This window comes from Brachybacterium horti, from assembly GCF_054777615.1.
This window is the reverse complement of the sequence record NZ_BAAHAM010000003.1, coordinates 133,683-156,464: the sequence shown is the minus strand read 5'-3', so window position 1 is coordinate 156,464 and position 22,782 is coordinate 133,683. Positions and strand designations below refer to the sequence as shown.

The 22,782-nt window shown below is 72.3% G+C and carries 18 protein-coding genes; 7 read left to right on the top strand and 11 right to left on the bottom strand.

Features of this window, described 5'->3' with window-relative positions; translation table 11 throughout:
• The first annotated feature begins 281 nt into the window (after positions 1-281).
• The 4 genes from dnaK to ACYVAP_RS10110 all read left to right on the top strand — a co-directional run bounded on the left by dnaK (position 282) and on the right by ACYVAP_RS10110 (position 4,430).
• Positions 282-2,141 (top strand): Hsp70 family protein, encoded by a 1,860-nt coding sequence (gene dnaK / locus ACYVAP_RS10125; RefSeq protein ID WP_498860547.1) that lies wholly within the window; start codon positions 282-284, stop codon positions 2,139-2,141.
• A complete protein-coding gene (locus tag ACYVAP_RS10120) occupies positions 2,141-2,794 on the top strand; it encodes a nucleotide exchange factor GrpE (RefSeq protein WP_498860546.1) in 654 nt (217 codons plus the stop codon). The genes dnaK and ACYVAP_RS10120 overlap by 1 nt, the downstream gene beginning before the upstream one ends.
• 128 nt (positions 2,795-2,922) lie before the next feature.
• On the top strand, positions 2,923-3,918 hold the full coding sequence (locus ACYVAP_RS10115; RefSeq protein ID WP_498860545.1) for a molecular chaperone DnaJ: 996 nt from the start codon (positions 2,923-2,925) through the stop codon (positions 3,916-3,918).
• Positions 3,919-3,980: 62 nt separating this feature from the next.
• A complete protein-coding gene (locus ACYVAP_RS10110) occupies positions 3,981-4,430 on the top strand; it encodes a heat shock protein transcriptional repressor HspR (protein WP_264449595.1) in 450 nt (149 codons plus the stop codon).
• Here ACYVAP_RS10110 and ACYVAP_RS10105 read toward each other — a convergent pair.
• The 10 genes from ACYVAP_RS10105 to ACYVAP_RS10060 form a co-directional block, all read right to left on the bottom strand.
• On the bottom strand, positions 4,339-5,490 hold the full coding sequence (locus ACYVAP_RS10105) for a glycosyltransferase family 4 protein (RefSeq protein WP_264449594.1): 1,152 nt from the start codon (positions 5,488-5,490) through the stop codon (positions 4,339-4,341). The two genes, ACYVAP_RS10110 and ACYVAP_RS10105, sit on opposite strands and share 92 nt — an antisense overlap.
• Positions 5,487-6,731, bottom strand: a complete 1,245-nt coding sequence (locus ACYVAP_RS10100) for a glycosyltransferase family 4 protein (RefSeq protein ID WP_264449593.1) — start codon at positions 6,729-6,731, stop codon at positions 5,487-5,489. The genes ACYVAP_RS10105 and ACYVAP_RS10100 overlap by 4 nt, the downstream gene beginning before the upstream one ends.
• Positions 6,732-6,917: 186 nt before the next feature.
• The gene (locus ACYVAP_RS10095; protein WP_264449592.1) at positions 6,918-7,418 is read right to left on the bottom strand and encodes a YbhB/YbcL family Raf kinase inhibitor-like protein; all 501 of its coding nucleotides are present in this window, start codon (positions 7,416-7,418) and stop codon (positions 6,918-6,920) included.
• An 85-nt stretch (positions 7,419-7,503) separates the two neighbouring features.
• Positions 7,504-8,751, bottom strand: coding sequence for a carboxylate--amine ligase (locus tag ACYVAP_RS10090; RefSeq protein WP_498860544.1), 1,248 nt, complete (start codon positions 8,749-8,751; stop codon positions 7,504-7,506).
• Between the two features lie 18 nt (positions 8,752-8,769).
• Positions 8,770-10,026 carry a carboxylate--amine ligase gene (locus ACYVAP_RS10085; RefSeq protein ID WP_498860543.1) on the bottom strand — a complete coding sequence of 419 codons (1,257 nt, stop codon included), beginning with the start codon at positions 10,024-10,026 and terminating at the stop codon, positions 8,770-8,772.
• An 80-nt stretch (positions 10,027-10,106) separates the two neighbouring features.
• On the bottom strand, positions 10,107-11,801 hold the full coding sequence (locus ACYVAP_RS10080) for a glycoside hydrolase family 13 protein (protein ID WP_498860542.1): 1,695 nt from the start codon (positions 11,799-11,801) through the stop codon (positions 10,107-10,109).
• A gap of 101 nt (positions 11,802-11,902) precedes the next feature.
• Positions 11,903-13,879 carry a glycoside hydrolase family 13 protein gene (locus ACYVAP_RS10075; protein WP_498860541.1) on the bottom strand — a complete coding sequence of 659 codons (1,977 nt, stop codon included), beginning with the start codon at positions 13,877-13,879 and terminating at the stop codon, positions 11,903-11,905.
• Positions 13,880-13,884: 5 nt separating this feature from the next.
• On the bottom strand, positions 13,885-14,778 hold the full coding sequence (locus tag ACYVAP_RS10070) for a sugar ABC transporter permease (RefSeq protein WP_137771120.1): 894 nt from the start codon (positions 14,776-14,778) through the stop codon (positions 13,885-13,887).
• Positions 14,779-14,790: 12 nt separating this feature from the next.
• Positions 14,791-16,377, bottom strand: a complete 1,587-nt coding sequence (locus ACYVAP_RS10065) for an ABC transporter permease family protein (RefSeq protein ID WP_498860540.1) — start codon at positions 16,375-16,377, stop codon at positions 14,791-14,793.
• 108 nt (positions 16,378-16,485) lie between these two features.
• Positions 16,486-17,781, bottom strand: a complete 1,296-nt coding sequence (locus ACYVAP_RS10060; protein WP_264449586.1) for a sugar ABC transporter substrate-binding protein — start codon at positions 17,779-17,781, stop codon at positions 16,486-16,488.
• A gap of 159 nt (positions 17,782-17,940) precedes the next feature.
• Here ACYVAP_RS10060 and ACYVAP_RS10055 point away from each other — a divergent pair, with 159 nt between their 5' ends.
• A complete protein-coding gene (locus ACYVAP_RS10055) occupies positions 17,941-18,948 on the top strand; it encodes a LacI family DNA-binding transcriptional regulator (RefSeq protein ID WP_498860539.1) in 1,008 nt (335 codons plus the stop codon).
• Positions 18,945-20,018, top strand: a complete 1,074-nt coding sequence (trpS, locus tag ACYVAP_RS10050; RefSeq protein WP_498860538.1) for a tryptophan--tRNA ligase — start codon at positions 18,945-18,947, stop codon at positions 20,016-20,018. Before ACYVAP_RS10055 ends, trpS begins: the two co-directional genes overlap by 4 nt.
• Positions 20,019-20,098: 80 nt before the next feature.
• Here the strand turns inward: trpS and ACYVAP_RS10045 are convergent, their stop codons facing one another.
• Entirely contained in the window at positions 20,099-21,649 is a 1,551-nt protein-coding gene (locus ACYVAP_RS10045) for a DUF5129 domain-containing protein (RefSeq protein WP_498860537.1), read from the bottom strand.
• A gap of 202 nt (positions 21,650-21,851) precedes the next feature.
• Here ACYVAP_RS10045 and cysK point away from each other — a divergent pair, with 202 nt between their 5' ends.
• Positions 21,852-22,781: a PLP-dependent cysteine synthase family protein gene (gene cysK / locus ACYVAP_RS10040; protein WP_498860536.1), complete on the top strand. Its 930-nt coding sequence runs from the start codon at positions 21,852-21,854 to the stop codon at positions 22,779-22,781.
• Position 22,782 lies beyond the last annotated feature (1 nt).

Sequence of the window (22,782 nt, the reverse complement as noted above, 5' to 3'; positions counted from 1 at the left end):
GACACGCCACTGACAGACCGATGAGATTACTGCCAACTTGCCGAGAACCTACACGAGGGGTCTGCGTCACATCGCTCGACGGCGGGAATGATGGCGACCGCCGCACAGTTGAGCCTGTTGAACTCAAGTTCGATGAGCGACTGATTGACAACCGCGATCGGGCGTCATCTACTTGAGCTGTAGTCACTCAATCGTGCCGCCGGCCAGGCGGCCGGCGGAGCCGCGGACCTCGCGGCCAGTCGAATCACCGCGGCGCCAGCGCCGCAGAAGGGCAGGCACACATGTCCCGTGTCGTCGGAATCGATCTCGGCACCACCAACTCCGTCGTCTCCGTCCTCGAGGGCGGGCAGCCGACGGTCATCGCGAACGCCGAGGGCGCTCGCACCACCCCGTCCGTCGTCGCCTTCTCCAAGCAGGGCGAGGTGCTCGTCGGCGAGGTCGCCAAGCGCCAGGCCGTCACCAACGTCGACCGCACCATCGCCTCGGTCAAGCGCCACATGGGCACCGACTGGACCGTGGAGATCGACGACAAGAAGTACACCCCGCAGGAGATCAGCGCCCGCATCCTCGGCAAGCTGAAGAAGGACGCCGAGTCCTACCTCGGTGAGACCGTCACCGACGCCGTCATCACGGTGCCCGCGTACTTCAGCGACTCCGAGCGCCAGGCCACGAAGGACGCCGGCACGATCGCCGGCCTCAACGTCCTGCGCATCATCAACGAGCCCACCGCCGCGGCCCTCGCCTACGGCCTCGAGAAGGGCCAGGACGACGAGCAGATCCTCGTCTTCGACCTCGGCGGCGGCACCTTCGACGTGTCCCTCCTCGAGGTGAGCAAGGACGAGGACGGCTCCGCCATCCAGGTCCAGGCGACCGCGGGCGACAACCGCCTCGGCGGCGACGACTGGGACCAGAAGATCGTCGACTGGCTGATCTCCCAGGTGAAGTCGAAGGACGGCGTGGACCTCTCCAAGGACCGCATCGCCCTGCAGCGCCTCAAGGAGGCCGCCGAGCAGGCGAAGAAGGAGCTCTCCTCCTCGACCTCCACGTCCATCTCGCTGCAGTACCTCTCCATGTCGGAGAACGGCCCGCTGCACCTGGACGAGAAGCTCACCCGCGCGCAGTTCGAGGACATGACCAAGGATCTCCTCGAGCGCACCAAGGCGCCCTTCCACCAGGTGATCAAGGACGCCGGCGTGAAGGTCTCCGACATCGACCACGTGGTCCTCGTGGGCGGCTCGACCCGCATGCCCGCGGTGTCCGAGGTCGTCAAGGAGCTCACCGGCAAGGAGCCCAACAAGGGCGTCAACCCGGACGAGGTCGTCGCCGTCGGCGCCGCCCTCCAGGCCGCCGTCATCAAGGGCGAGCGCAAGGACGTCCTGCTCATGGACGTCACCCCGCTCTCCCTCGGCATCGAGACCAAGGGCGGCGTGATGACCAAGCTCATCGAGCGCAACGCGGCCATCCCGACGAAGACCTCCGAGGTGTTCTCGACCGCGGAGGACAACCAGCCCTCCGTCGCGATCCAGGTGTTCCAGGGCGAGCGTCAGTTCACCCGTGACAACAAGCTCCTCGGGACCTTCGAGCTGACCGGCATCGCGCCGGCCCCGCGCGGGATCCCGCAGGTCGAGGTCACCTTCGACATCGACTCCAACGGCATCGTGCACGTCACCGCCAAGGACCGCGGCACCGGCAACGAGCAGTCCATCCAGATCACCGGCGGCTCCGCCCTCTCCAAGGACGACATCGACCGGATGGTGAAGGACGCCGAGGCCCACGCCGCGGAGGACGAGGAGCGTCGCAAGAACGCCGACGCCCGCAACACGCTCGAGCAGCTGACCTACCAGGGCGACAAGCTCCTGGCCGACAACGCCGACAAGATCTCCGACGCGGACCGCACGCAGACCGAGGACGCCATCAAGGCGAGCAAGGAGCTGCTGGCCACCGAGGACGCCTCCACCGAGGACCTCGAGGCCAAGCGCGACGCGCTCAACGAGGCCCTGCAGGCCGTGGGCACCGCGATCTACGCCCAGCAGGGCGACGCCGCGGGCGCCGAGGGCACCGCAGGCACCGCCGACGACGCCTCCTCGGACGAGGACGTCGTGGACGCGGAGATCGTGGACGAGGACGAGGAGAAGAAGTGATGACCGAGGACCGGAGCACTCCCGACGACGCGCAGCGGCCCGAGGGCGAGCCGAGGTTCTCCTTCACCGACAAGCGCAAGGTCGACCCGCAGGACGGCAGCGTCCGTCCTGCGGGGGAGACCCCCGCCGCGCAGGAGCCGCAGGACAAGGCGGTCGACCCGATCGACGCCGAGGCCGCGCAACTCTTCGAGGAGGCCGCCGCCTCCGAGGCCGACGGGCGGGTCGCCGAGCTCGAGGCGCAGGTCGCGTCGCTGACCGACCAGCTCAAGCGTGAGCAGGCGGAGTACGTCAACTCCCGTCGTCGCATCGAGCAGGCCGCGGAGACGGCGAAGGAGGCGGCCGCGAGCCGCGTCCTCGCCTCCCTCATCGGCGTGCTCGACGACATCGAGCTGGGACGGCAGCACGGCGACATCGCCGAGGGCACCCCGTTCCACTCGATCGCCGGGAAGCTCCAGGAGACGCTGCGCTCGCAGGGTCTCGAGAGCTTCGGCGCGGTGGGCGACGAGTTCGACCCGTCCCTCCACGAGGCCCTGATGCACCAGGACTCCGAGGAGGCCACCTCCACCACGGTGACGATGGTCATGCAGCCCGGGTACACGGTGGGCGGTCGCGTCGTGCGGCCGGCCCGCGTGGCCACCCAGGGCCCCGCCTGACCCTCGCCCCCTCCCCGGCCGTGGGGTCCGTCGGACCCGCTCCGGCGGGCCCCACGGTCGGGCCCTTCCCGTCGTGACCCCGTGCCACGACCCTCCCCATCGACGCTCCCCGGAAGGAGGCGCGACACATGTCCGGACAGGACTGGATCGACAAGGACTTCTACGCGGTCCTCGGCGTCTCGAAGGACGCCGATGCCGCGGCGATCAAGAAGGCGTACCGGAAGAAGGCCAAGGAGCTGCACCCGGACCGCCACCCCGATGACCCCACGGCCGAGGACCGCTTCAAGGCGGTCGGCGAGGCCTACTCGGTGCTCAACGACCCCGAGCAGCGGCAGCAGTACGACGCGATCCGCGCGATGGGCTCGGGCGGCGCCCGGTTCTCCGCCGGGCAGGGCGGTGCTTCGGGCGCCGGCTTCGACGACGTCTTCTCCGCGATGTTCGGCGGGGCGGGCGGCCGCTCCGGCGGCTTCCCGGGCGCCGGGGGCGGTGGTGCGAACCCCGATCTCGACGACATCCTGCGCATGTTCAACCAGGGCGGCGGCGCGGGAGGGCCCGCGGGCTTCTCGGCCGGCCCTCGCGGCGGCGAGGACATCACGGCGCGCATCCGCATCACCTTCCGCCAGGCGGCGCTCGGCACCGAGGTGACGGTGAGCGTCGAGGGCCGGTCGGTGACCGCCCGGATCCCCGCGGGGGTCCACGACGGCCAGAAGATCCGCCTGCGCGGCAAGGGCCGGCCCGGCCAGGGCGGCGGTCCCGCGGGCGACCTCCTGCTCCTGCTCGAGGTGGACCCGCACCCGGTGTGGTCCATGGACGGGAGGAACCTGCGCCTCACGGTCCCCGTCGCCTTCGACGAGGCCGTGCTCGGCACGACCCTCGAGGTGCCGCTGCTCGACGGCGGCAGCGTGCGCATGAAGGTCCCCGCGGGCACCCCCTCGGGTCGCGTGCTGCGCGCCCGGGGCAAGGGCCTCGCGACGTCCAAGGGCACCGGCGACCTGCTGGTGACCCTCGAGGTCGCCGTCCCCTCGCACGTCGAGGGCGCGGCGAAGCAGGCCGTCGAGGACTTCCGTGCGGCCCGCGGCGACGAGGACCCGCGCGCCGGTCTGGCCGAGGCCGCCGCGCGCTGACATCCCGACGGGCCCCGCCCACGCGGCGGGGCCCGTCGGATCATCCAGGGAAGGAGCGGCGCATGGCACCGCAGCAGCGTTTCGACGAGCGGGCTCCCGTCTTCGTCATCTCCGTCGCGGCGGAGCTCTCCGGCATGCACCCGCAGACCCTGCGCCAGTACGACCGCCTGGGGCTCGTCTCCCCGCAGCGCACGAGCGGGCGCGGCCGCCGCTACAGCGCGCGGGACGTGGCGAACCTGCGCGAGGTCCAGCGGCTCTCCCAGGAGGAGGGCATCAACCTCGCGGGCATCAAGCGCATCCTCGAGCTGCAGGACGAGGTCGGGGCTCTGCAGGAGAAGCTGGACCGCGTGAGCGAGGCGCTCGCCGCGATGACGCCGAGCGACCGTCGGCGCGTGTTCTCCGCCGACCGGACCGGTGAGGTCAGCGCGCTGCGGCGCGGGGAGCGCCCGGGGCGCCGCCAGTCCGGCGCGCTCGTGCTGTGGCGCCCGCCCCGGCGCGGCGGCGGGGCGTGACGCCCGCGGCGTCGTAGATCGCCGCGAGCCGCTCCGCGACCCGGTCGAGGTCGACGTCCTCCGCGGCCGCGCGACCCGCCGCACGGAGATCCGCGAGCTCCCCGTCCAGCAGCGCCCGCAGCTTCCGCGCGGTCGCCGCGACGAAGGCGGGGCCCTCGCCGGTCACCTGGTGGGTGACCTCGCCATCGGGGAACTGGTCGCGGTACAGGGGGATGCCGCGCACGAGCACGGGAGCTCCGCACGCGAGCGCCTCGAGCAGCACGATCCCCTCGGTCTCCTCCGTGGTGAGGAAGCAGAAGGCGTCCGCCCCGCAGTAGGCGTCGCGGAGCTCGGGGGCCTGCACGTAGCCCGGGAAGAGGGCGTTCGGGGGAGCGCCCGCGAGGGCCCGGCGCACGGCGGCGGTGAGCATCCGGGGGTCCGTGCGGCCGTACCAGACGAAGGTGGTGCCGGGCATGGACCGGGCGAGCTCCACCCAGTCGACGATGCCCTTGCGCACGAGCTGCATGCCGACGCTCACGACGACCTCCGCCTCCGGGGCGAGGCCCAGGCTCTCGCGGAGCCGCCCACGGGCCGACGGGTCCGGGCGGAAGAACGAGGTGTCCACGCCGTTGGAGAGCACGTGGATCGGTGCCCGCAGACCGTACTTCGGCGCGGAGATGAGCTCGCGCGCGTAGCCGCTCGGCGTCACGACCGCGTCGCCGCGGCGGTACAGGTGGGCGATCCAGCGACGGAACAGCGGTGCGACCGCGTTCGCCCCGGTGAAGGAGTCGCGGAAGTCGTCCTCCGTGGAGTGCGCCCACATGAGCACGGGCCGGCGCCGCAGCCGCGCCCAGCGGGCGAGCAGCGGGGTGTCCGGGAAGGGGGTGTTCAGGTGCACCACGTCGAAGTCGTCCAGCGGGCTGCGGACGACCTCGTGGCCGAGCGACCGGATGACCTTCTCCTGGTGCCGGATCGCGGCGCCGATCCCGGACTCGCGGGCCAGCTGGTCCATGCCGCGGGGGACGAGCACCCGCAGCCGCGGGGCAGGGTCCGGCGCGGGGACGGGGGCGGGGCCGCTCATGCGGCGAGGGGCTCGAGCGCGAGGACCCGCAGCGGGGAGCGCCGCTCGATCGCCGAGCGGTACACGGACAGCACCGAGGAGCCGAAGGCCCGCGAGCCGAAGGTCGCGTGGACGTGGGCGACGCCCTCGTGGGACATGGCCGCGCGCAGCAGGTCGTCGCCGAGCATCTGGTCGAGGTGGGCGGCGAAGTCCGCCGCGCCGTCGTACTGCCAGCCGGTGCGGCCGTCGACGACCACGCGGGCCAGGGACGGGTCGCGGCGGCAGAGCAGCGGCAGGCCGCAGGCCATCGCCTCGATGAAGGTGAGGCCCTGGGTCTCGGAGAGCGAGGCGGAGACGAAGAGGTCGCCGATCCGGTACCAGCGCTGGACCTCGGAGGGGTCCACGACGCCGGCGAAGACGACCCGGTCGCTCACGCCGCGGGCTGCGGCATGGGCGACGAGCTCCTCGCGGTACGGGCCGTCGCCCACGAGCACGAGCACGCTGTCCTCGCGGCCCGCGCCGGCGACCAGGTCGATCACCTCGTCGAGGTTCTTCTCCTTCGCCAGGCGCGCCACGGAGAGCAGCACCCGCTGGTCGGGCCGGATGCCGAGGCCAGCGCGGAGCTCAGCCGCGTCCCGCAGCTCGGCCTCCGTGCGGGCCGGGCGGAAGCGGTCGAGGTCCAGCCCCGTGGGGATGACGTACTGCGGGCGGGTCACTCCGTAGCCGGCGAGCAGCCGGGCGACCTTCTCGGTAGGCACGACGACCGCGTCGGTGCCGTCGAGCACGCGCCGGGAGAAGGTCGCGACGACCTTCCGGCCCACGGTGCGGCTCGGGGAGTAGTAGTGCGTGTAGTCCTCGTAGATCGTGTGGTACGTGTGCACGATCGGCACGTCGAGCGCGCGGGCGATCTTGCGGGCCCACATGTGGGAGGAGAACTCGCAGTGCGAGTGGATGACGTCCGGGTGCCAGCGGAGGATCTCGCGGAGCACGCGCTTCGAGGCGGGCATGCCGATCCGGGCGCTGTCGTAGACCATGCCCGCGGAGACGGAGCCGATCCGGTACACGCCGTCCTCGTTGCGGGTGCGCAGGCCGGAGGCGAGGGTCAGCACCCGCACGTCGCAGCCCAGCGCGATCAGCTCGCGGCGCAGGGTGGCGACCGAGGCCACCACGCCGTTGACCACGGGCTCCCACCAGTCGGTGGTCAGCAGGACCCGCAGCGGCCGGCCCGAGCCGGTCGTCCGTTCCGCATGTCGCTTCCTCATCACGTGCACCCCTCGAGCCTCGCACCTGGGAACGCCGGGGACATCCTCCGCGCGGTGGAACTTCGTCCGACCACGGTCTGATCCTCGGTGCTGCCGGGTGGTCCCGGACCGGTGCCTGCTCATACGCCGAGCGTAGGGCGGGGTTCGGCGAGCGACGACGGGGCACGCCCGTGACGTTGCGGAGTGTTACCCCCTTGTGTGCTCCTCGGACACCTGATAGGTGGCTGTGAACGAGGTGGAGGCCAGCTGCTGGGTGAAGATCGCGAAGCGCGCGGCCACGTGGGGCGCCGCCGGATCCGCGTCGAGGTGCTCCACGGGCAGCGCGTGCACGGTGAACACGTAGCGGTGCGGGGGACCGGCCGGGGGCTCGGGCCCGTCGTAGCCGGGGTTGCCGAAGTCGTTGACGGCCTGGCGGATCCCGGGATGCTCCCGCTCGAGACCCGCGGGGAGCGAGGTGGTCGCGGCGGGCACGTCCCAGGCGATCCAGTGCCAGAAGCCGGAGCCCGTCGGCGCGTCGGGGTCGTAGCAGGTCACCGCGAAGGACTCCGTGCCCTCGGGGGCGCCGGACCAGCTGAGGTCGGGGGAGAGGTTCTGTCCGCCCTGCGAGGCCACCAGCTGCGGCGGCCCGACGACGGAGCCGTCCGGGAGGGCGCGGGAGAGAAGGGTGAAGGCGTCTGCGTCGGTCATGGCGCCACCTTAGGAAGACGGCCCCCGCCTGTCGAGGCGGGGCCGTCCGGGAGCCGGGGCGCGCGGGGCGCGGGAGCGGGGGTGCTCAGAACCCGAGCGCCGTGGGCCTGGGGTAGTGGCGCAGGAACTTGCGCACCTGGTTGGCCTTCGCGACCGCGACGTAGCCGCGGCGGCGCGGCCCCTCGACGGGCGAGGCGAGCGGGTGCACCGTGCGGCGCCGGCCGATCGCGCGCACCCGGGCCCGCAGCGCAGGGTCGACGATGTAGCGCCGCAGCAGCGCCCACGGGACGATCGAGTAGAGGATCTCCGCGGTGGGGACCATGCGCTCGATCGCACGGTCCTCGACCATGTCCGCGACGACGGGGATCGCGACGTTCGCCCCGGCGGCGGTCATGTAGTAGTTGTTGCGGCCGATCCGCGGGTTCACCTCGAAGAACTTCGCGACGCCGTCGCGGGGGTCCACCTTCACGTCGAAGTTCGCGAAGCCGCGGTAGCCGGTGCGGCGCAGGAACCGCTCGGACTGCACGAGCACGTCGCCGAGGTCCGTCGTGAACATTGCGGCCGGGTTCCCGAGCGCCCCGGGGGTGTGCTCCTCGAGCAGCACGTGGGCGCCGCCGAGCAGGGTCACCTCACCGCGGGTGTCGACGTACGCGGTCACCGAGAGCATGGCGGTGTCGTCACCGGGGATGAGCTCCTGGACCACGAAGCGGTCGGTGTAGCCGGCCCTCTGGAGCCGCCCGGCGAGGTCCTCGAGCTCGGCGCGGTCCGCGATCTCGAAGACCTTCCGCTTGCCGGGGAAGCTCACCGCGGAGTACGCCGAGGAGCGGGAGGCCTTCGCGACGACCGGGAAGTCCCAGGGGATCTCCGGGATCTCCGGGAGCGCACCGCCCGCGAAGTCCAGGACGATCGTGCCCGGGGTGGGCACGCCGATCTCCTCGCAGGTGAGGGAGAAGGTCGCCTTGTCGGCGACCGCGGCGAGGACGTCGTCCCCGAGCAGCGGCAGGTGGAAGAACTCGCCGAGCTCCTCGCGATGGTTCGCGAGGAGCAGCACCAGGAAGTCGGCGTTGGCGAGCAGGATCGGGCGCAGCCCGGCGGCCTTCTTCTCGCGGCCCACGGCGATCAGCGCCCGGACCATGGCGTCCTCGGAGGCGTCCGCGCCGAGCTCACGGGTGGTGAGGAGGCGCGAGTCCGCGACGGGCCCGGAGACCGTGCGCGTGACGACGGTCGCGACGGTGCCATAGCGCTCGTGGAAGGCGCGGGCGAGGGCGTAGACGCCGATGTCGCCGCCCAGCAGGACGAGGTCGACGCCGGGGGTGCTCGGGGTGCCGGTCATGGGGGAGAGGTCCTTTGCTCAGAAGCCGGAGTCGGTGGGCCGCGGGTAGACGGCGCGGTACTTGCGCACGAAGTTCAGCCCGGAGACGGTCGCGTAGGCGCGCATCCACAGGCCCTCGGGGCCGTAGCGGAAGGGGTTCGCCAGGCGCGTGCGGGCCAGGCGCCTCACGCGCGAGCGGAGCACCGGGTCGCGCAGGTAGCGCAGCACGAGCGGCACCGGGAGGATCGAGTAGAGCACGGGCTCGGTCACCCGCACGGGCGTGATGTCCCGCCCGTGGACGCGGTCCTCGACGACGTGCCGGGCGACGGACTCGCCGGTCGCGGTGACGTAGTAGTTGTTGCGGCCGATCCGCGGGTTGATCTCGAAGAAGCACTCGCGGCCGGTGCGGGGGTCGACCTTCACGTCGAAGTTCGCGAAGCCCACGTAGTCCACCGCGTCGAGGAAGCGGGCGGCGGCGTCGGTGAGGGTCGGGAAGTCGCCGGTGACCATCGCGGCCGGGCGGCCCAGCGCCTCCGGGGTGTGCTCGCCGAGCAGCACCTGCGCGGCGCACAGCAGGGTGACCTTCCCGCGGCTGCTGCGGTAGGCGGTGATCGAGCGCTCGGCGGTGTCGTCCCCGGGGATGAGCTCCTGGAACAGGAAGCGCCCCGTGAAGCCGGCGGCCCGGAGATCCGCGACCAGCTTCTGCTGCTGCGCGGCGGACTCGAGGAAGAACACCTTGCGCTTCCCGGGGAAGTGCACGTCGTGGTACTCCGCCGTGTTCGCGGCCTTGCCGACGACCGGGTAGGGCCAGGGCAGCTCCGCGGTGCCGTTCCAGCCCTCCTCCTGGCGGGAGAAGTCGACGACGACGGTGGGGACCGTGCCGATGCCGAGCTCCTCGCACAGCTCGGCGAACTCTGCCTTGTCGGCGAGGCGCTCGAGGAGCTCCGCGGGCACCTGGGCGAGCAGGTAGTGCGGCTCGAGGTCGGCGCGGAAGCGGTTGATGAAGGCGATCAGCGAGTCGGCGTTCGTCAGCAGCAGGGCGGGCCGTCCCTCGGGGCGCTGGGCGGCGAGGTCGAGGAGTGCGTCGCGCATGTCCTCGTCGGTCGCGTCGGCGCCGAGCTCGACGAGGTCGGTGGAGACGGTGCGGGCGTTCATCTCCACGGGGATCCGCACCACGGTGGTGCATCGCATCCCGTACTGCTGGTGGAAGGCGATCGTGAGGTTCAGGGAGTTCAGTCCCGCCCCGAGGACGACGACGTCGAAGCCGGGATCGGTCGGCGTGGAGGGCGTGCGCATAGGGGCGATCCTAACGAGGGCGCGGGCCCGGGCCGCGCAGCCACACGGCTGCGCGGCCCAGGTCACGCCGGGAGCGGGTGTCAGGCCGTGCGCAGCCAGACGGCGGTGTCCGCGGGGAGCTCGCCGGCGGGGGCCGGGCGCTCCCCGGAGCCGACGAGCACCTCGGCGCCCGCGAGCGCGGAGGGCAGGGTGACGGTCTCCTCCGAGGTGTTCACGAGCACCGTCACCTCGCCGCGGCGCACGCCGAGCACCCCGGCGGGCAGGCCCTCGAGGAAGCCGACGCCCTCCCCGGGCCGGCCCAGGCCGAGCTCCGAGCGCAGCGCGAGAGCGCGGCGGTACATCTCGAGCGTCGATCCCTCGCGGCCGGACTGGGCGTCCGCGGCGAGCGGGCCGAACTCGGCGGGCTGGGGGAGCCAGGACTCGCCGGTCGCGGAGAAGCCGAAGGCGGGGGCGTGCTGCTCCCAGGGGAGCGGCACGCGGCAGCCGTCGCGGCCGGGGACGCCCGCGCGGTGGTGGGAGGGGTCCTCGCGCAGCTCGTCGGGGATGTCGCGCACCTCCGGCAGGCCCAGCTCCTCGCCCTGGTACAGGTAGGCGGCGCCCGGCAGGGCGAGCATGAGCAGGGTCGCGGCGCGGGCGCGGGCGAGGCCCAGTGCGGCATCGGGCACCTCGTCGCGGGCGAGGCCCTCGCCGAAGGCGTGGTCGGGGGCGAAGCCGTAGCGGGAGGCGTGGCGGATGACGTCGTGGTTGGAGAGCACCCAGGTGGTGGGGGCGTCGACGGCGTCGGCGAGGGCGAGCGGCTTCTCGATCGCGGCGCGCATCGTCTCCACGCCCCAGCGGGCCTGAAGGAAGCCGAAGTTGAAGGACTGGTGCGCCTCCTCCTTGCCGATGTAGAGCGGCAGGCGGTGCTCGGGGATCCAGGCCTCGAGCACCATCATGCGGTCGCCCTCGTAGGAGTCGACGATCGGGCGCCACTCGCGGTAGATGTCCAGTACGCCGTCGTTGTCGAAGTAGACGGGCACCTCGCCCTCGGGGATGTCGATGAGCCCCTCGGCGTTGACGGTCGCGTCCGGCAGGCCCTCGGGCTTGACCATGCCGTGCGCGACGTCGACCCGGAAGCCGTCGGCCCCGCGGTCGAGCCAGAAGCGCAGCACCCCCTGGAACATCTCGTGGACGGCGGGGTTCTCCCAGTTCCAGTCCGGCTGGGTGGTGTCGAAGATGTGCAGGTACCACTGGCCGGGGGTGCCGTCGGCCTCCGTGACGCGGGTCCAGGCGGGGCCGTGGAAGATCGAGGTCCAGTTGTTCGGGGGCAGCTCGCCGTGCTCGCCGCGACCCTCGCGGAACACGTACATGTCCCGCTCGGGGGAGCCGGGGGCGGCGGCGAGCGCCTGCTGGAAGAGCACGTGGTCGCTCGAGGAGTGGTTCGGGACGAGGTCCACGATCACCTTGAGGCCCAGGGCGTGCGCCTGCTCGATCAGGGCGTCGGCGTCGGCGAGGTTGCCGAACCGGGGGTCGACGTCCGTGTAGTCGGCGACGTCGTAGCCGGCGTCGTTCTGGGGCGAGGTGTAGAAGGGGGACAGCCAGAGGGCGTCGACCCCGAGATCGCGAAGGTAGGGCAGGCGGGCGGTCACGCCGGGGAGGTCGCCCATGCCGTCGCCGTCGCTGTCGGCGAAGGAGCGCGGATACACCTGGTACACGACGGCATCGCGCCACCATTCGGCACGGGCGGCCTGCTCGGACGATGCGGACTGCTCGAGGGGCGCGGGGGCGAGGGTCATGGGGGTCCTTCCGGTGGTGGTGCCCGAGGCTCGGGACAGGTTCTCAGGTGTATCGGGAGCGCGGGGCGGGTGTTCGGTGCGGGGGGCGGCGAGGACGCCGCTCAGGACAGGGCGAGCACGACCGCGCCGGGGCCCGTGGCCGCGAGGCGGAGCACGGGCCCGTCGACCTCGGCCGTGACCGCGCCGACGGCCGCCCGCACGGCGGGGGCCGGTGCCGGGCCGGGGCCCTGCGGGTCGAGCGCGATCGGCGGATGGGCGTCGCGGGCGAGGTGCACGAGCACGTCACCGTACGGGTGGGTGCGCACGAAGGTGAGGGAGTCGGCCCCGGCGTGGAGCCAGCGCAGGCCGCCGCGGCGCAGCGCGACCTCCTCGCGGCGCAGGCCCAGCAGCGCACGGGTCGCGGCGAGCACCTCGGTGTCCACGGTCGTCGCGTCCTCGGCGTCGATCGCGCCCCAGGGCATCGGGGTGCGGGAGTGCTCCCCGGTGAGGCCCTCGGCGCCGATCTCGTCCCCGGCGAAGAGGGTCGGCACGCCGGGAAGGGTCGCGAGGGCGGCGACGGCGACGAGCTGCCGCTCCCGCGTCCCGACGACCGAGCGGGTGCGCGGGGTGTCGTGGCTCGAGAGCTGGTTCTGGGAGTGCAGGCGGGAGGGCCAGGGCAGGTGGGCGCCGTAGCCGGCGAGGGTGCGGCGCACGGCGGTGCCCGGCAGGGAGGGGAGCGTCATCGGCAGCCCGAGCCAGTTCAGGCTCGAGCCGGGATCGGCGAGCCAGGCCCAGAGCGGGCGGGTGAAGCCCGCGTAGTTCATGGTCCCGTGCCAGCCGTCGCCGGCGAGGTCGCCCGAGGCGTCGTGGCCGTGCTCGGCGATCAGCCAGGTCTCCCGGCCGGTGCGCTCCTGCGCCTCCCGCAGGGTGCCGCGGATCTCGCGCGCCACCTCGTGGGTCACGTCCACGTCGCGGTGGCGGCCGGTCATGTTGGCGACGTCGATGCGCCAGCCGTCGGCCGCGATCGGCGCGTCGAGGTAGCGGCCCACCACCGAGCCGGGGCCGCGGGTGAGGCGGTCCCGCAGCGCCTCGGAGCGCAGGTCGAGCTTGGGCAGCGAGGCGACGTCGAGCCAGCTGACGTAGCCGTCCGGGTGATCGGTGAAGAGGTAGAAGCCGGCCTCCTCGGAGGCAGGGTCCGCCTGGGCGGCGCGGAACCACTCGTGGGTCGCGCCCGTGTGGTTCGTGGTGAGGTCCAGCAGCAGCCGCATGCCGCGCTCGTGCAGCGCGGCGGAGAGCCGCGCGAGGGCCTCGTCACCGCCCAGCAGCGGGTCCACGCGGTCGAAGGTCGAGGCGTCGTAGCGGTGCACGGAGCCGGCGGGGAAGACGGGCGTGAGGTAGAGCGTGTCCGCGCCGAGGGAGGCGATGTGGTCGAGCCGGTCGATGACGCCGTCGAGGTCGCCGCCGTAGTACTGGCGGCCGGTGAGATCCCCGCGCACGGCGGGCTCCTCGTCCCAGGCCATGGGCACGGCCCAGTCGGGCAGCTCCGCGGGGGCGGGGCGGCCCTCGGCGTCGACGGGCACGCGGGCGCTGCGGGAGAAGCGGTCGGGGAAGACCTGGTAGACGACCGCGTCGTCGACCCACTCCGGCGCCGGGTCGTGGGCCACGAGGCGGAAGTCGGTCGCGTCGGCCACGTCCCAGGGGACGAGGCCCGCGGCGGTGAGCCAGGCGTAGGCGGGCACGGGCGCACCGGAGGCGGTGACCGCGCCGGGGTCGGCGAGCACGCAGAAGCGGTAGCCCACCACGGGGTTCGCGGCGACGAGCGTCGTCGTGAACCAGCGCCCGCGCTCGCCGGGGGAGGCGGGCTCCTCCTCGAGCGTGGCGGTGAGGATCTCCCCGTCGACCATGGCCCGCAGCGCGAGGGTGCGCGCCGGGTACGCGCCGGGCACCCACACGCGCAGGACGGCGTGGTCGCCGAGGCGCAGCGCGCCCTCGTGCCGCACGTGGCGGGGGCCGCCGTCGTGGTGCGGCTGCTCCGCGAGCGGCACACCGGAGTCGTCGACGCTCGGGAGGCCGGGAGGGCCGACGGGGAGATCGGTCACGGGGATCAGCCCTTCACGGCGCCGGCGGTCGAGCCGCCGACGATGTAGCGCTGGAGGAACTGGTACAGCACGATCACCGGGATCATGATCATCACGGAGCCCGCGGCGAAGACGCCGAGGTTGTTCGAGCGGTCACCCGAGAGCAGGCCGTACAGGCCCACCGCGAGGGTCTTCTTGTCGTTCGCCGTGAGGAAGATCGAGCCCAGCAGGAACTCGCTGAGCACGCCCACGAGGGCGAGCAGCACGGTCGTCGCGAGGATCGGCGTGAGCGTGGGCAGCAGGATCCGGGAGAAGACCTGCCAGTGGCTCGCGCCGTCGATGATCGCGGCCTCGTCGAGCTCCCTCGGCACGGTGTCGAAGAAGCCCTTGATGAGCCACACCTGGCCCAGGGACCCGCCGAGCAGGACCACGATGTAGCCGGGCAGCGAGTTCAGGCCGAGGCCCGGGAAGATCTGGCCGAGGCCCGAGATCATCGTGTACACGGCGATCATCGCGAGCACCGACGGGAACATCATGATCAGCAGCAGCGAGAGCAGGCCGATCCGGCGGCCCGCGAAGCGGAAGCGGCTGAACGCGTAGGCGGCGAGGGTCGAGAGGAACACCTGGACCACGGCGACGACGACGCACACGATGATCGTGTTGAGGTACCAGGTGAGGAAGGGCCCGCGCGCGCCGGAGATGAGCTCGCGGTAGTGCACGAGGCTGAAGGACTTCGGGATGATCCCGGTCGAGGAGACCGTGCCGAGCGGGTTGAGCGAGGCGGAGACCACGAAGAGGATCGGGAAGATCGCGAAGAGGACGGCGAGGATGCCGACGACGTGGCGCCAGCCGATCTCGGCGAACCAGCGGCCGAACGGGAGACGTCGCTGCTGGGTGACGGAGGTGGGGGGAGTGCTCATGGTGGCCGCCTCTCAGTTGACGTCTTCGAGGACGTTCGTGAACCGGAACTGGATCGCCGCGAGGATGCCCGTGAGGGCGAACAGGGCGACGGAGACGGCGGAGGCGAAGCCGAAGTCGGCCCCCGAGCCGCCGAAGGCGATGCGGTAGATCATCGAGATGAGGATGTCCGTGCCGCCGCGCGTGTACTCGCCCGGGAGGAACGGCCCGCCCTCGGTGAGCAGCTGGATCGCGTTGAAGTTGTTGAAGTTGAAGGCGAAGCTCGCCACGAGCAGCGGGGAGACCGCGACCAGCAGCAGCGGCGTGACGACCTTGACGGTGGTCTGGAGGCGGTTCGCGCCGTCCATTCGCGCGGCCTCCATGACGTCGTTCGGGATCGCCTGCAGCGCACCCGTCGAGACGATGAACATGTAGGGGAAGCCCATCCAGAGGTTCGTCAGCAGCACGGCCGCCTTGGCGAGGGTCGGGTCGCCCATCCAGTTCAGCGAGAGGCCCAGGGTCTCGTTGATGAGGCCGAAGTCCTTGTTGTAGAAGCTCGACCAGACCAGCAGCGAGATGAAGCCGGGCACGGCATAGGGCAGCAGCAGCACGGAGCGGTACAGGCGCCGGCCCTTCATCCGCTCGTCGTTGAGCACGAGCGCGAGGGCGAAGCCGACCACGAAGGTCAGCAGCACCGAGCCGAGCGCGAAGACGAGGGTCCACACGAAGGCGGCGCCGAACTGCTTGGCGATCGCGCCGTTGGTGAACAGGCGCAGGTAGTTCTCGCCGCCCACGCCCTGCAGCCAGGACTGGCTGAAGGCGCGCTTGCCGTCCGCGCCCACGAAGTACTCGGAGTCGCCGACCTTGCCGACCGTGTAGGTCTCGCCGGTGGCCGCGTTCGTGATGGTGTCGGTGGCCTCGTCGTAGGAGAGGGCGGTGGTGCCGACGAAGGCCTGATTCGCGCCCTGGACGCGCACCGCGGAGGTGTCGTCGACGGGGACCGCGAGCTCCTGCAGCGCCTTGTAGGCCGTGTTGACCTGGCGGGCGTCGAGCACCTCGTAGTCCTTCGCGGCGGTGACGAAGCCCGAGGTGACGGTGACGTCGGAGGCGGGGACCGGCTCGAGGGAGGTCTCGGCGTCGCCCGCGAGCACCTCGCCGCTCGCGGGGTCCACGAGCAGGAGGGTGAAGGGCCCGGCCGCGGCATCGCCGCCCGGCTCGACCGCGACCGACATGTTGTACCAGGTCGAGTCGTCCGTCTGCTGCACGGAGTTCGCGACGATCTGCTCGATCGCCTGCTCCTTCGTGCCGCGGGTGCCGTCGCCGAAGTTCGTGAACGAGTAGCCGATCGTGAGGACGATCGGCGTGATGAGGAAGACGGCGAGGAAGAGCGTGCCCGGCAGGAGGTACTTCCCCGGGATGAAGCGCTTGGTCGAGTAGACGACGAAGATCGCGACCGCGGCGAGCAGCATGACCACGAGCCACATCCACTGCTGCTGGGCGACGGCGATCGGGACGGTGAAGGCGACCACCGCGAGGACGGCGCCGAGCAGCACCACGCGGGCGATCACGGCGGGGATGGTCGTGGTGCGCTCGCGGTGCGCGGGCGCCTGGGCGGAGGACATGGCGGCGTTGCCTTTCGGTCACGGCGGAGGGCCGGCGGGGTGCCGGCGGAGGGGGAGCGGGGTGCGGCGTGCGGCGCCGCACCCCGCTCGGGGTCACCTGGGGGGCGGTCAGCCGCCGATCTGCTTGGTGATCTCCTCGCCGGCGGAGGTCATGGTCGACTCCGGGTCGGCGCCGCCGACGATGTTGGCGTCGGCCTGGCCGAGCGGGCCCCAGATCGCGGCCATCTCGGGGATCGCGGGCATCGGCTCCGCGCTGCCGGCGAGCTCCGCGATCTTCACGATCTCGGGGTAGTCGCCGGCGAGCTTCTTCTGCAGCTCGAGATTGATCGGGGGCAGCTCGTTCTTCGGGAACATCTGCTCGGCGATGTCCGCGGAGGAGGCGACGGCGGTCGCGAACTGCTGCGCGAAGGCGGGGTTCTTGCCGTTGGTCGCGACGTAGAAGGCGTTGACGCCGGCGAAGGGCACCGCGGGGTCCATGCCCTCGAAGCCGGGGACGGCGCTCATGGCGAAGTCGATCTTCGCGGTGCGGATGTCCTCGAGCGCCCACGGGCCGGAGACCAGGTAGGCCGCCTTGCCGTCGGTGAACAGGGAGATCGCGTTGTCGCCGGAGATCGAGGTCTTCAGGACGCCGTCCTTGCCGAGCTCGCCGATCTTCTCGGCGGCCGTGATCGAGCCCTCCTTGCCGACGCCGACGTCGGAGGGGTCGAGGTTGCCCTCGCCGTCCTTGCCGAAGAGGTAGCCGCCGGCCGAGGTGTAGAAGGGCTCCATGTGGTAGGCGTCGCCCTGCTCGCCGACCGGGAGCGCGAGGACGTTCTCGGCGCCGCCGGCCTTCGCGGCCTCGACGAGCTCCTCGACCGTCTTCGGCTCGGGGACGTCGGTGAGGGCCTTGTTCGCGAAGAGCACGAGGGTCTCGACCGCGTAGGGGGCGCCGTAGGTCTGACCGTCGTAGGTCACGGCCTCGAGGCCGATCGGGGCGATGGCCTCGGTCGCGGCGGCCGGGAGCTGCACGGGCTGGATGGAGCTGTTCTGGACCAGGTTCCCGATCCAGTCGTGGGCCGCGACGATCATGTCCGGGCCGTTGCCGGCCTGGTTGGCGGTGATGAAGTTGGGCTGGAGGTCCTCGGCGACGGTCTGCACCGCGACGGTGAGGCCGTTGGCCTCGCCCCATGCCTTGGCCGGCTCCTCGAGGGAGACGGCCTTCTCCTCGTCGGTCCAGATGACGAGGTCGGCGTCGGCGCGGGTGACCGCGCCGCCCGCGTCGGAGGCGCCCGAGGCCCCGCCGGCGTCGGAGGCGCCTCCGGTGGTGCCCGCGTCGTCGGAGGAGCCACCGCCGCAGGCGGCGAGCAGGGCAGTGGCGGTGGCGGCACCGCTGAGGGCCAGGAAGTTCTTGCGACGGATCAGCACGTCTTCTCCTTCGAATCGTGTCATCCCGGACCACCCTTGGGCCGGTGAATGATGTGAGCACTGTAGATCCATGGATGGAAGATGTGCAAGAATGCGCAAGATCTTGCAGGCAACGAATCGGTCACGGCGATGGAGCCTCGATCGGAGAGGATGGGCGGCATGGCACGACTCATCGACATCGCCCAGGAGGCCGGGGTGAGCGAGGCGACCGTCTCGCGGGTGCTCAACGGCCGCAGCGGCGTCAACGAGGAGACCCGGCGGGTCGTCATCGACGTCGCGCGGCGGCTCGGCCGCGACGTGGGCCTCGACGCCGTCCGCAGCGGGCCGCTCGTGGGCCTGCTCGTCCCGGACCTCGAGAACCAGGTGTTCACCGCGTGGGCGGAGCGGATCGAGGCGGAGCTCTTCGAGCGCGGCGCCTCGCTCCTGGTCGGGATGCGCGCGCGGACCGTGGACCGCGAGCGGGAGATCCTCCAGCGCTTCCTCTCGAGCGGGGCGGAGGCGATCATCGTCGTCTCCGGCCACCACGCCCAGGAGGTCGGCCCCATGGACCACTACCGCGAGGTGATCGCCGCGGGCACCCCGCTCGTGCTCGTCAACGGCGTGCGCGAGGATCTCGACGCCGCCTACCTCTCCACGGACGACGAGCACGCCGTGCGCTCCGCCCTCAGTCACCTCCAGGACCTCGGCCACCGCCGGATCGGCCTGGCGATGGGCGACGAGCACACCTGGCCGGTGCGCGAGAAGCTCCGCGCCTTCGACGAGGGTATGGCCGCCGCCGCGCCCGAGGACCGTCCCGTCGCCTTCACGGACTTCTCCTACGCGGGCGGCTACGAGGCCGCGCGCGACCTCGTGGACCGCGGCGCGACCGCGATCGTCTGCGGGTCCGACGTCATGGCGGCGGGCGCCCTCGAGGCGGTCCGCGCCATGGGGCTGAGCGTGCCCGGGGACGTCTCCGTCGTCGGCTACGACGACGTCTTCTGGGCGGCGCTGACGAACCCGCCGCTGACCACCGTGCGCCAGGCCGTGCCGGCCCTCGCACGCGCCGCCGTGCGGGCGGCCCTCGGCGGCGGCGAGCAGTCCCGCCGGCCTGCCCGCACGGAGGTCGTGGTCCGGCCCCAGCTCGTGGCCCGCGGCTCGACCGGCGCGGCCGCTAGCATGGGGCGGTGACCGAGACAGACCGCACCGACAGCTACTCCACCTCCCAGAAGCGCAGCGACGCCCTCTGGGAGAAGATCCGCACCGACCCCTCGGGGCTCCGGATGCTCACCGGCGACCGCCCCACCGGGGCCCTGCACATCGGCCACTACTTCGGCTCGCTGCGCAACCGGGTGCGGCTGCAGGACGCCGGGGTGGAGAGCTGGGTCATCGTCGCGGACTACCAGGTCATCACCGACCGCGAGATCCTCGGCGACATCCAGGGCTCCGTGCGCGAGCTGCTCACCGATTACCTCGCCGCCGGGATCGATCCCGAGCGCTCCACGATCTTCACGCACTCCGCGGTGCCCGCCCTGAACCAGCTCATGCTGCCGTTCCTCTCCCTGGTCACCCAGCCCGAGCTCGAGCGCAACCCCACCGTGAAGGCGGAGCTGCAGGCGGCGGGCAAGACGGCCATGGGCGGCCTCATGCTCACCTACCCCGTGCACCAGGCGGCGGACATCCTCTTCTGCCACGGCAACCTCGTCCCCGTGGGCAAGGACCAGCTGCCGCACATCGAGCAGACCCGCGTCATCGCCCGGCGCTTCAACGAGCGCTACGCGGGCGGTGAGGCGTACTTCCCCGAGCCCGACGCGCTGCTCTCCGAGGCACCCACGATCCTGGGCCTCGACGGCTCCGCGAAGATGAGCAAGTCCCTCGGCAACACCGTCATGCTGCGCATGAGCCCGGAGGAGACGCTCAAGAAGATCAAGAAGGCGAAGACGGACTCGGAGCGGCTGATCACCTACGACCCCGAGAACCGCCCCGAGGTCGCGAACCTGCTCATGCTCTCGTCCCTCTGCTCCGACCGCACGCCGGAGGAGATCGCGGAGGAGATCGGCGACAAGGGCGCCGGCACCCTCAAGATCATGACCGCGGAGCTGATCAACGAGCGCCTCGCCCCGCTGCGCGCCCGTCGCGCCGAGCTCGAGAAGGATCCCGCGTACCTCTTCTCCGTGCTCCGCGCGGGCAACGAGCGCGCGAACGCCGTCGCCGACGAGACCCTCGCGCACGTGCGCGAGGTCATGGGGATGGTCTACTGATCCGCTGAGCAGCCGGATGCCGAGGCGGCCCGGATCCCGTCGGGGGTCCGGGCCGCCTCGCGTCGACGGGGAGGGCGGGCTCAGAAGCTGCTCGAGCTGCCCGCGCCGGAGAAGCCGCCGCCCGAGTAGCCGCTCGTGCTGCCGCCCGAGGAGGCCGGCGGGTGGCGGTGGCTGTCCAGGGCCGACGTCGCCCCGCCGCACCAGGCGCCCGTCCACAGCACGGGGCTCAGCGAGTAGTCCGCGGCGTAGGCCCCCGGGTGCCGGGCCTGTCGGCGTCCCCGCACCGAGCTGGGGAACTCGCTCACGAAGCCCTTCTCCGGCTCGGCCTGCCGCATCAGCTCGATCTCGTCGCGGTCCTCCGCGCGGGCGCCGATGACCTCCTCCCGCAGCCGGGAGCTCGCGGTCGCCAGACGACCGGTCAGCTCGTCGAGCCGCTCGAGGCACTCGTCCGGGCTCCGGGACCCCTCGAGGTAGTCGCGCGAGACCTGCTCGAGCTCCGGGGCGACCTCGCGGGCGGTCGCGCGCAGGGCGTCCGCGGCCGCGCTGCGTCCCTTCTCCTCGACCTCGGAGTCGCGGATCGTCTCCTCGACGGCGGCGAGGGACTCGTCGAGCGGGCGTCGCTCCTCCTGCCAGGCGGCGCGATGGTCCCCCGAGCGGCCCAGCAGGTGGGCCGCGTTGATGATGGTGTCGTCCGCGTCGTCGGCGGTGCCCACCGCCTCCTCGTACTCCTTCCCGAGGCGGGAGGTGGTGGGGGAGATGCCCCAGAGCGGTCCCGGACGCTCGGGGAGCTGCTGGACCAGGCGCTCCGCTTCATCGGCGGAGCGGCGGTGGTCCTCGACGTCCGCGAGGACCGCGGCGCCGTAGGCGGAGTCGCGGGGGATCCGCGCCGCGGCGTCCTCCGTCTCCCGGCGGCGGGCGCGGACGTCCTCGTGCCGGGCCCGGGCCTCGGCGACGCGGTGACGGACACCCGCGCCGCGCCAGAGGGCGGTGATCGCGCCGATCGCGACGAGCACGAAGGCGACGACCGCGACGAGGATCGCGCCGGGGCTCTGCCACCACGGGCGCCCCAGGAGGTCCGCGTACTCCTGGGCCCCGGCCTCGAGCGCGTCCTCCCAGGCGCCGTCGGCGGCGTCGTCGCGCATCGCGTCCTGGACGTCCTCGAAGCCGCCGTCGGAGAGCTTGACGTCGTCCCCGGCATAGGCGCCGAGCTTGCGCTGGACCGGGTCGAGCGCGACGATCACGACGCCGTCCGCCCAGGTGTCCCCGTCGATCCACTCCGGGTGCTCCGCGCGGGCGTAGGCGAGGACGGCGTCGTTGAGCACGCGCTCGTCCGAGGTGTCCACGTCCTGGGTCGCGGAGTCGAGGGTGAGCACCTCGAGCTGCACCTCCTCGCGGAAGGAGACCCCGGAGATGCGGTCCTCGAGCGCCTGCGGATCGTCGAGCACCCCGGCCTCGTCGAGGACCTCGACGGCGGGCGGCGTCGCGTGCGCGGCGGGGACCGCCGCGAGCGGGGCGAGGAGGGCCAGCAGCGCGAGGGTGAGCAGCAGCAGGCGGTGGGTCCGCTCGTGCGGGCGGCCTCCGGCGCCCGGCGGCAGGGCGTCGGCGATGACGGGGACTGGTGATGCGCTCATGACCCCACCGTAGGCAGGCTCCCGCCGCCGACGGGCCGACGATCGTCGGGAGCCCCGCCCGACGTCGGTCGTCGCCGCATGACGCAGGGTGGACGCCGCTCCCCGATGTCCAGGTGGTCCCACCTATACTCCCCAGAAGCAGAACTTTGCACGGACTCCGCGGACCGCCGCGGCGGCCGCCCCAGGACAGGAGAGAACCCGCATGCCCATCTATGAGAACGTCTCCGAGCTCGTCGGCCGCACCCCGCTGGTGCGGCTGAACCATCTGGGCGAGGACGTCAAGGCGACCGTGCTCGCGAAGCTCGAGTTCTACAACCCCGCCAACTCCGTCAAGGACCGCATCGGCGTGGCCATGATCGACGCCGCGGAGAAGTCCGGCCAGCTGCAGCCCGGCGGCACCATCGTCGAGGCGACCTCCGGCAACACCGGCATCGCGCTCGCCATGATCGGCAGCTCGCGCGGCTACAAGGTCATCCTCACGATGCCCGAGTCGATGTCCAAGGAGCGCCGCGCGCTGCTGCGCGCCTTCGGGGCGGAGCTCGTGCTCACCGAGGCCCCCAAGGGCATGAAGGGCGCCGTCGAGAAGGCCCAGGAGATCGCCGCGGAGACCGGCGCCGTCCAGGTCAAGCAGTTCGAGAACGAGGCGAACGCCCAGATCCACCGCGACACCACCGCGGAGGAGATCTGGTCCGACACCGAGGGCGAGGTCGACGCGGTCGTCGCCGGCATCGGCACCGGCGGCACCATCACCGGCGTGGGCCAGGTGCTCAAGGAGCGCAAGCCCGGTGTGAAGGTCTTCGCGGTCGAGCCCGAGGAGTCCGCGATCCTCAACGGCGGCCAGCCCGGCCCCCACAAGATCCAGGGCATCGGCGCGAACTTCGTGCCCGCCCTCCTGGACACCGAGGTCTACGACGAGGTCCTCGACATCGACGCCGAGACCGCCATGGAGCGCGCCCGCTCCGTCGCCCGCAGCGAGGGCCTGCTCGTGGGCATCTCCTCCGGCGCCGCGATCGAGGCCGCCGTGCGCGTGGGCTCCCGCGAGGAGCTCGCCGGCAGGACGATCGTCGTCATCGTCCCGTCCTTCGGCGAGCGGTACCTCTCCACCCCGCTGTACGCCGAGTACATGGACTGAC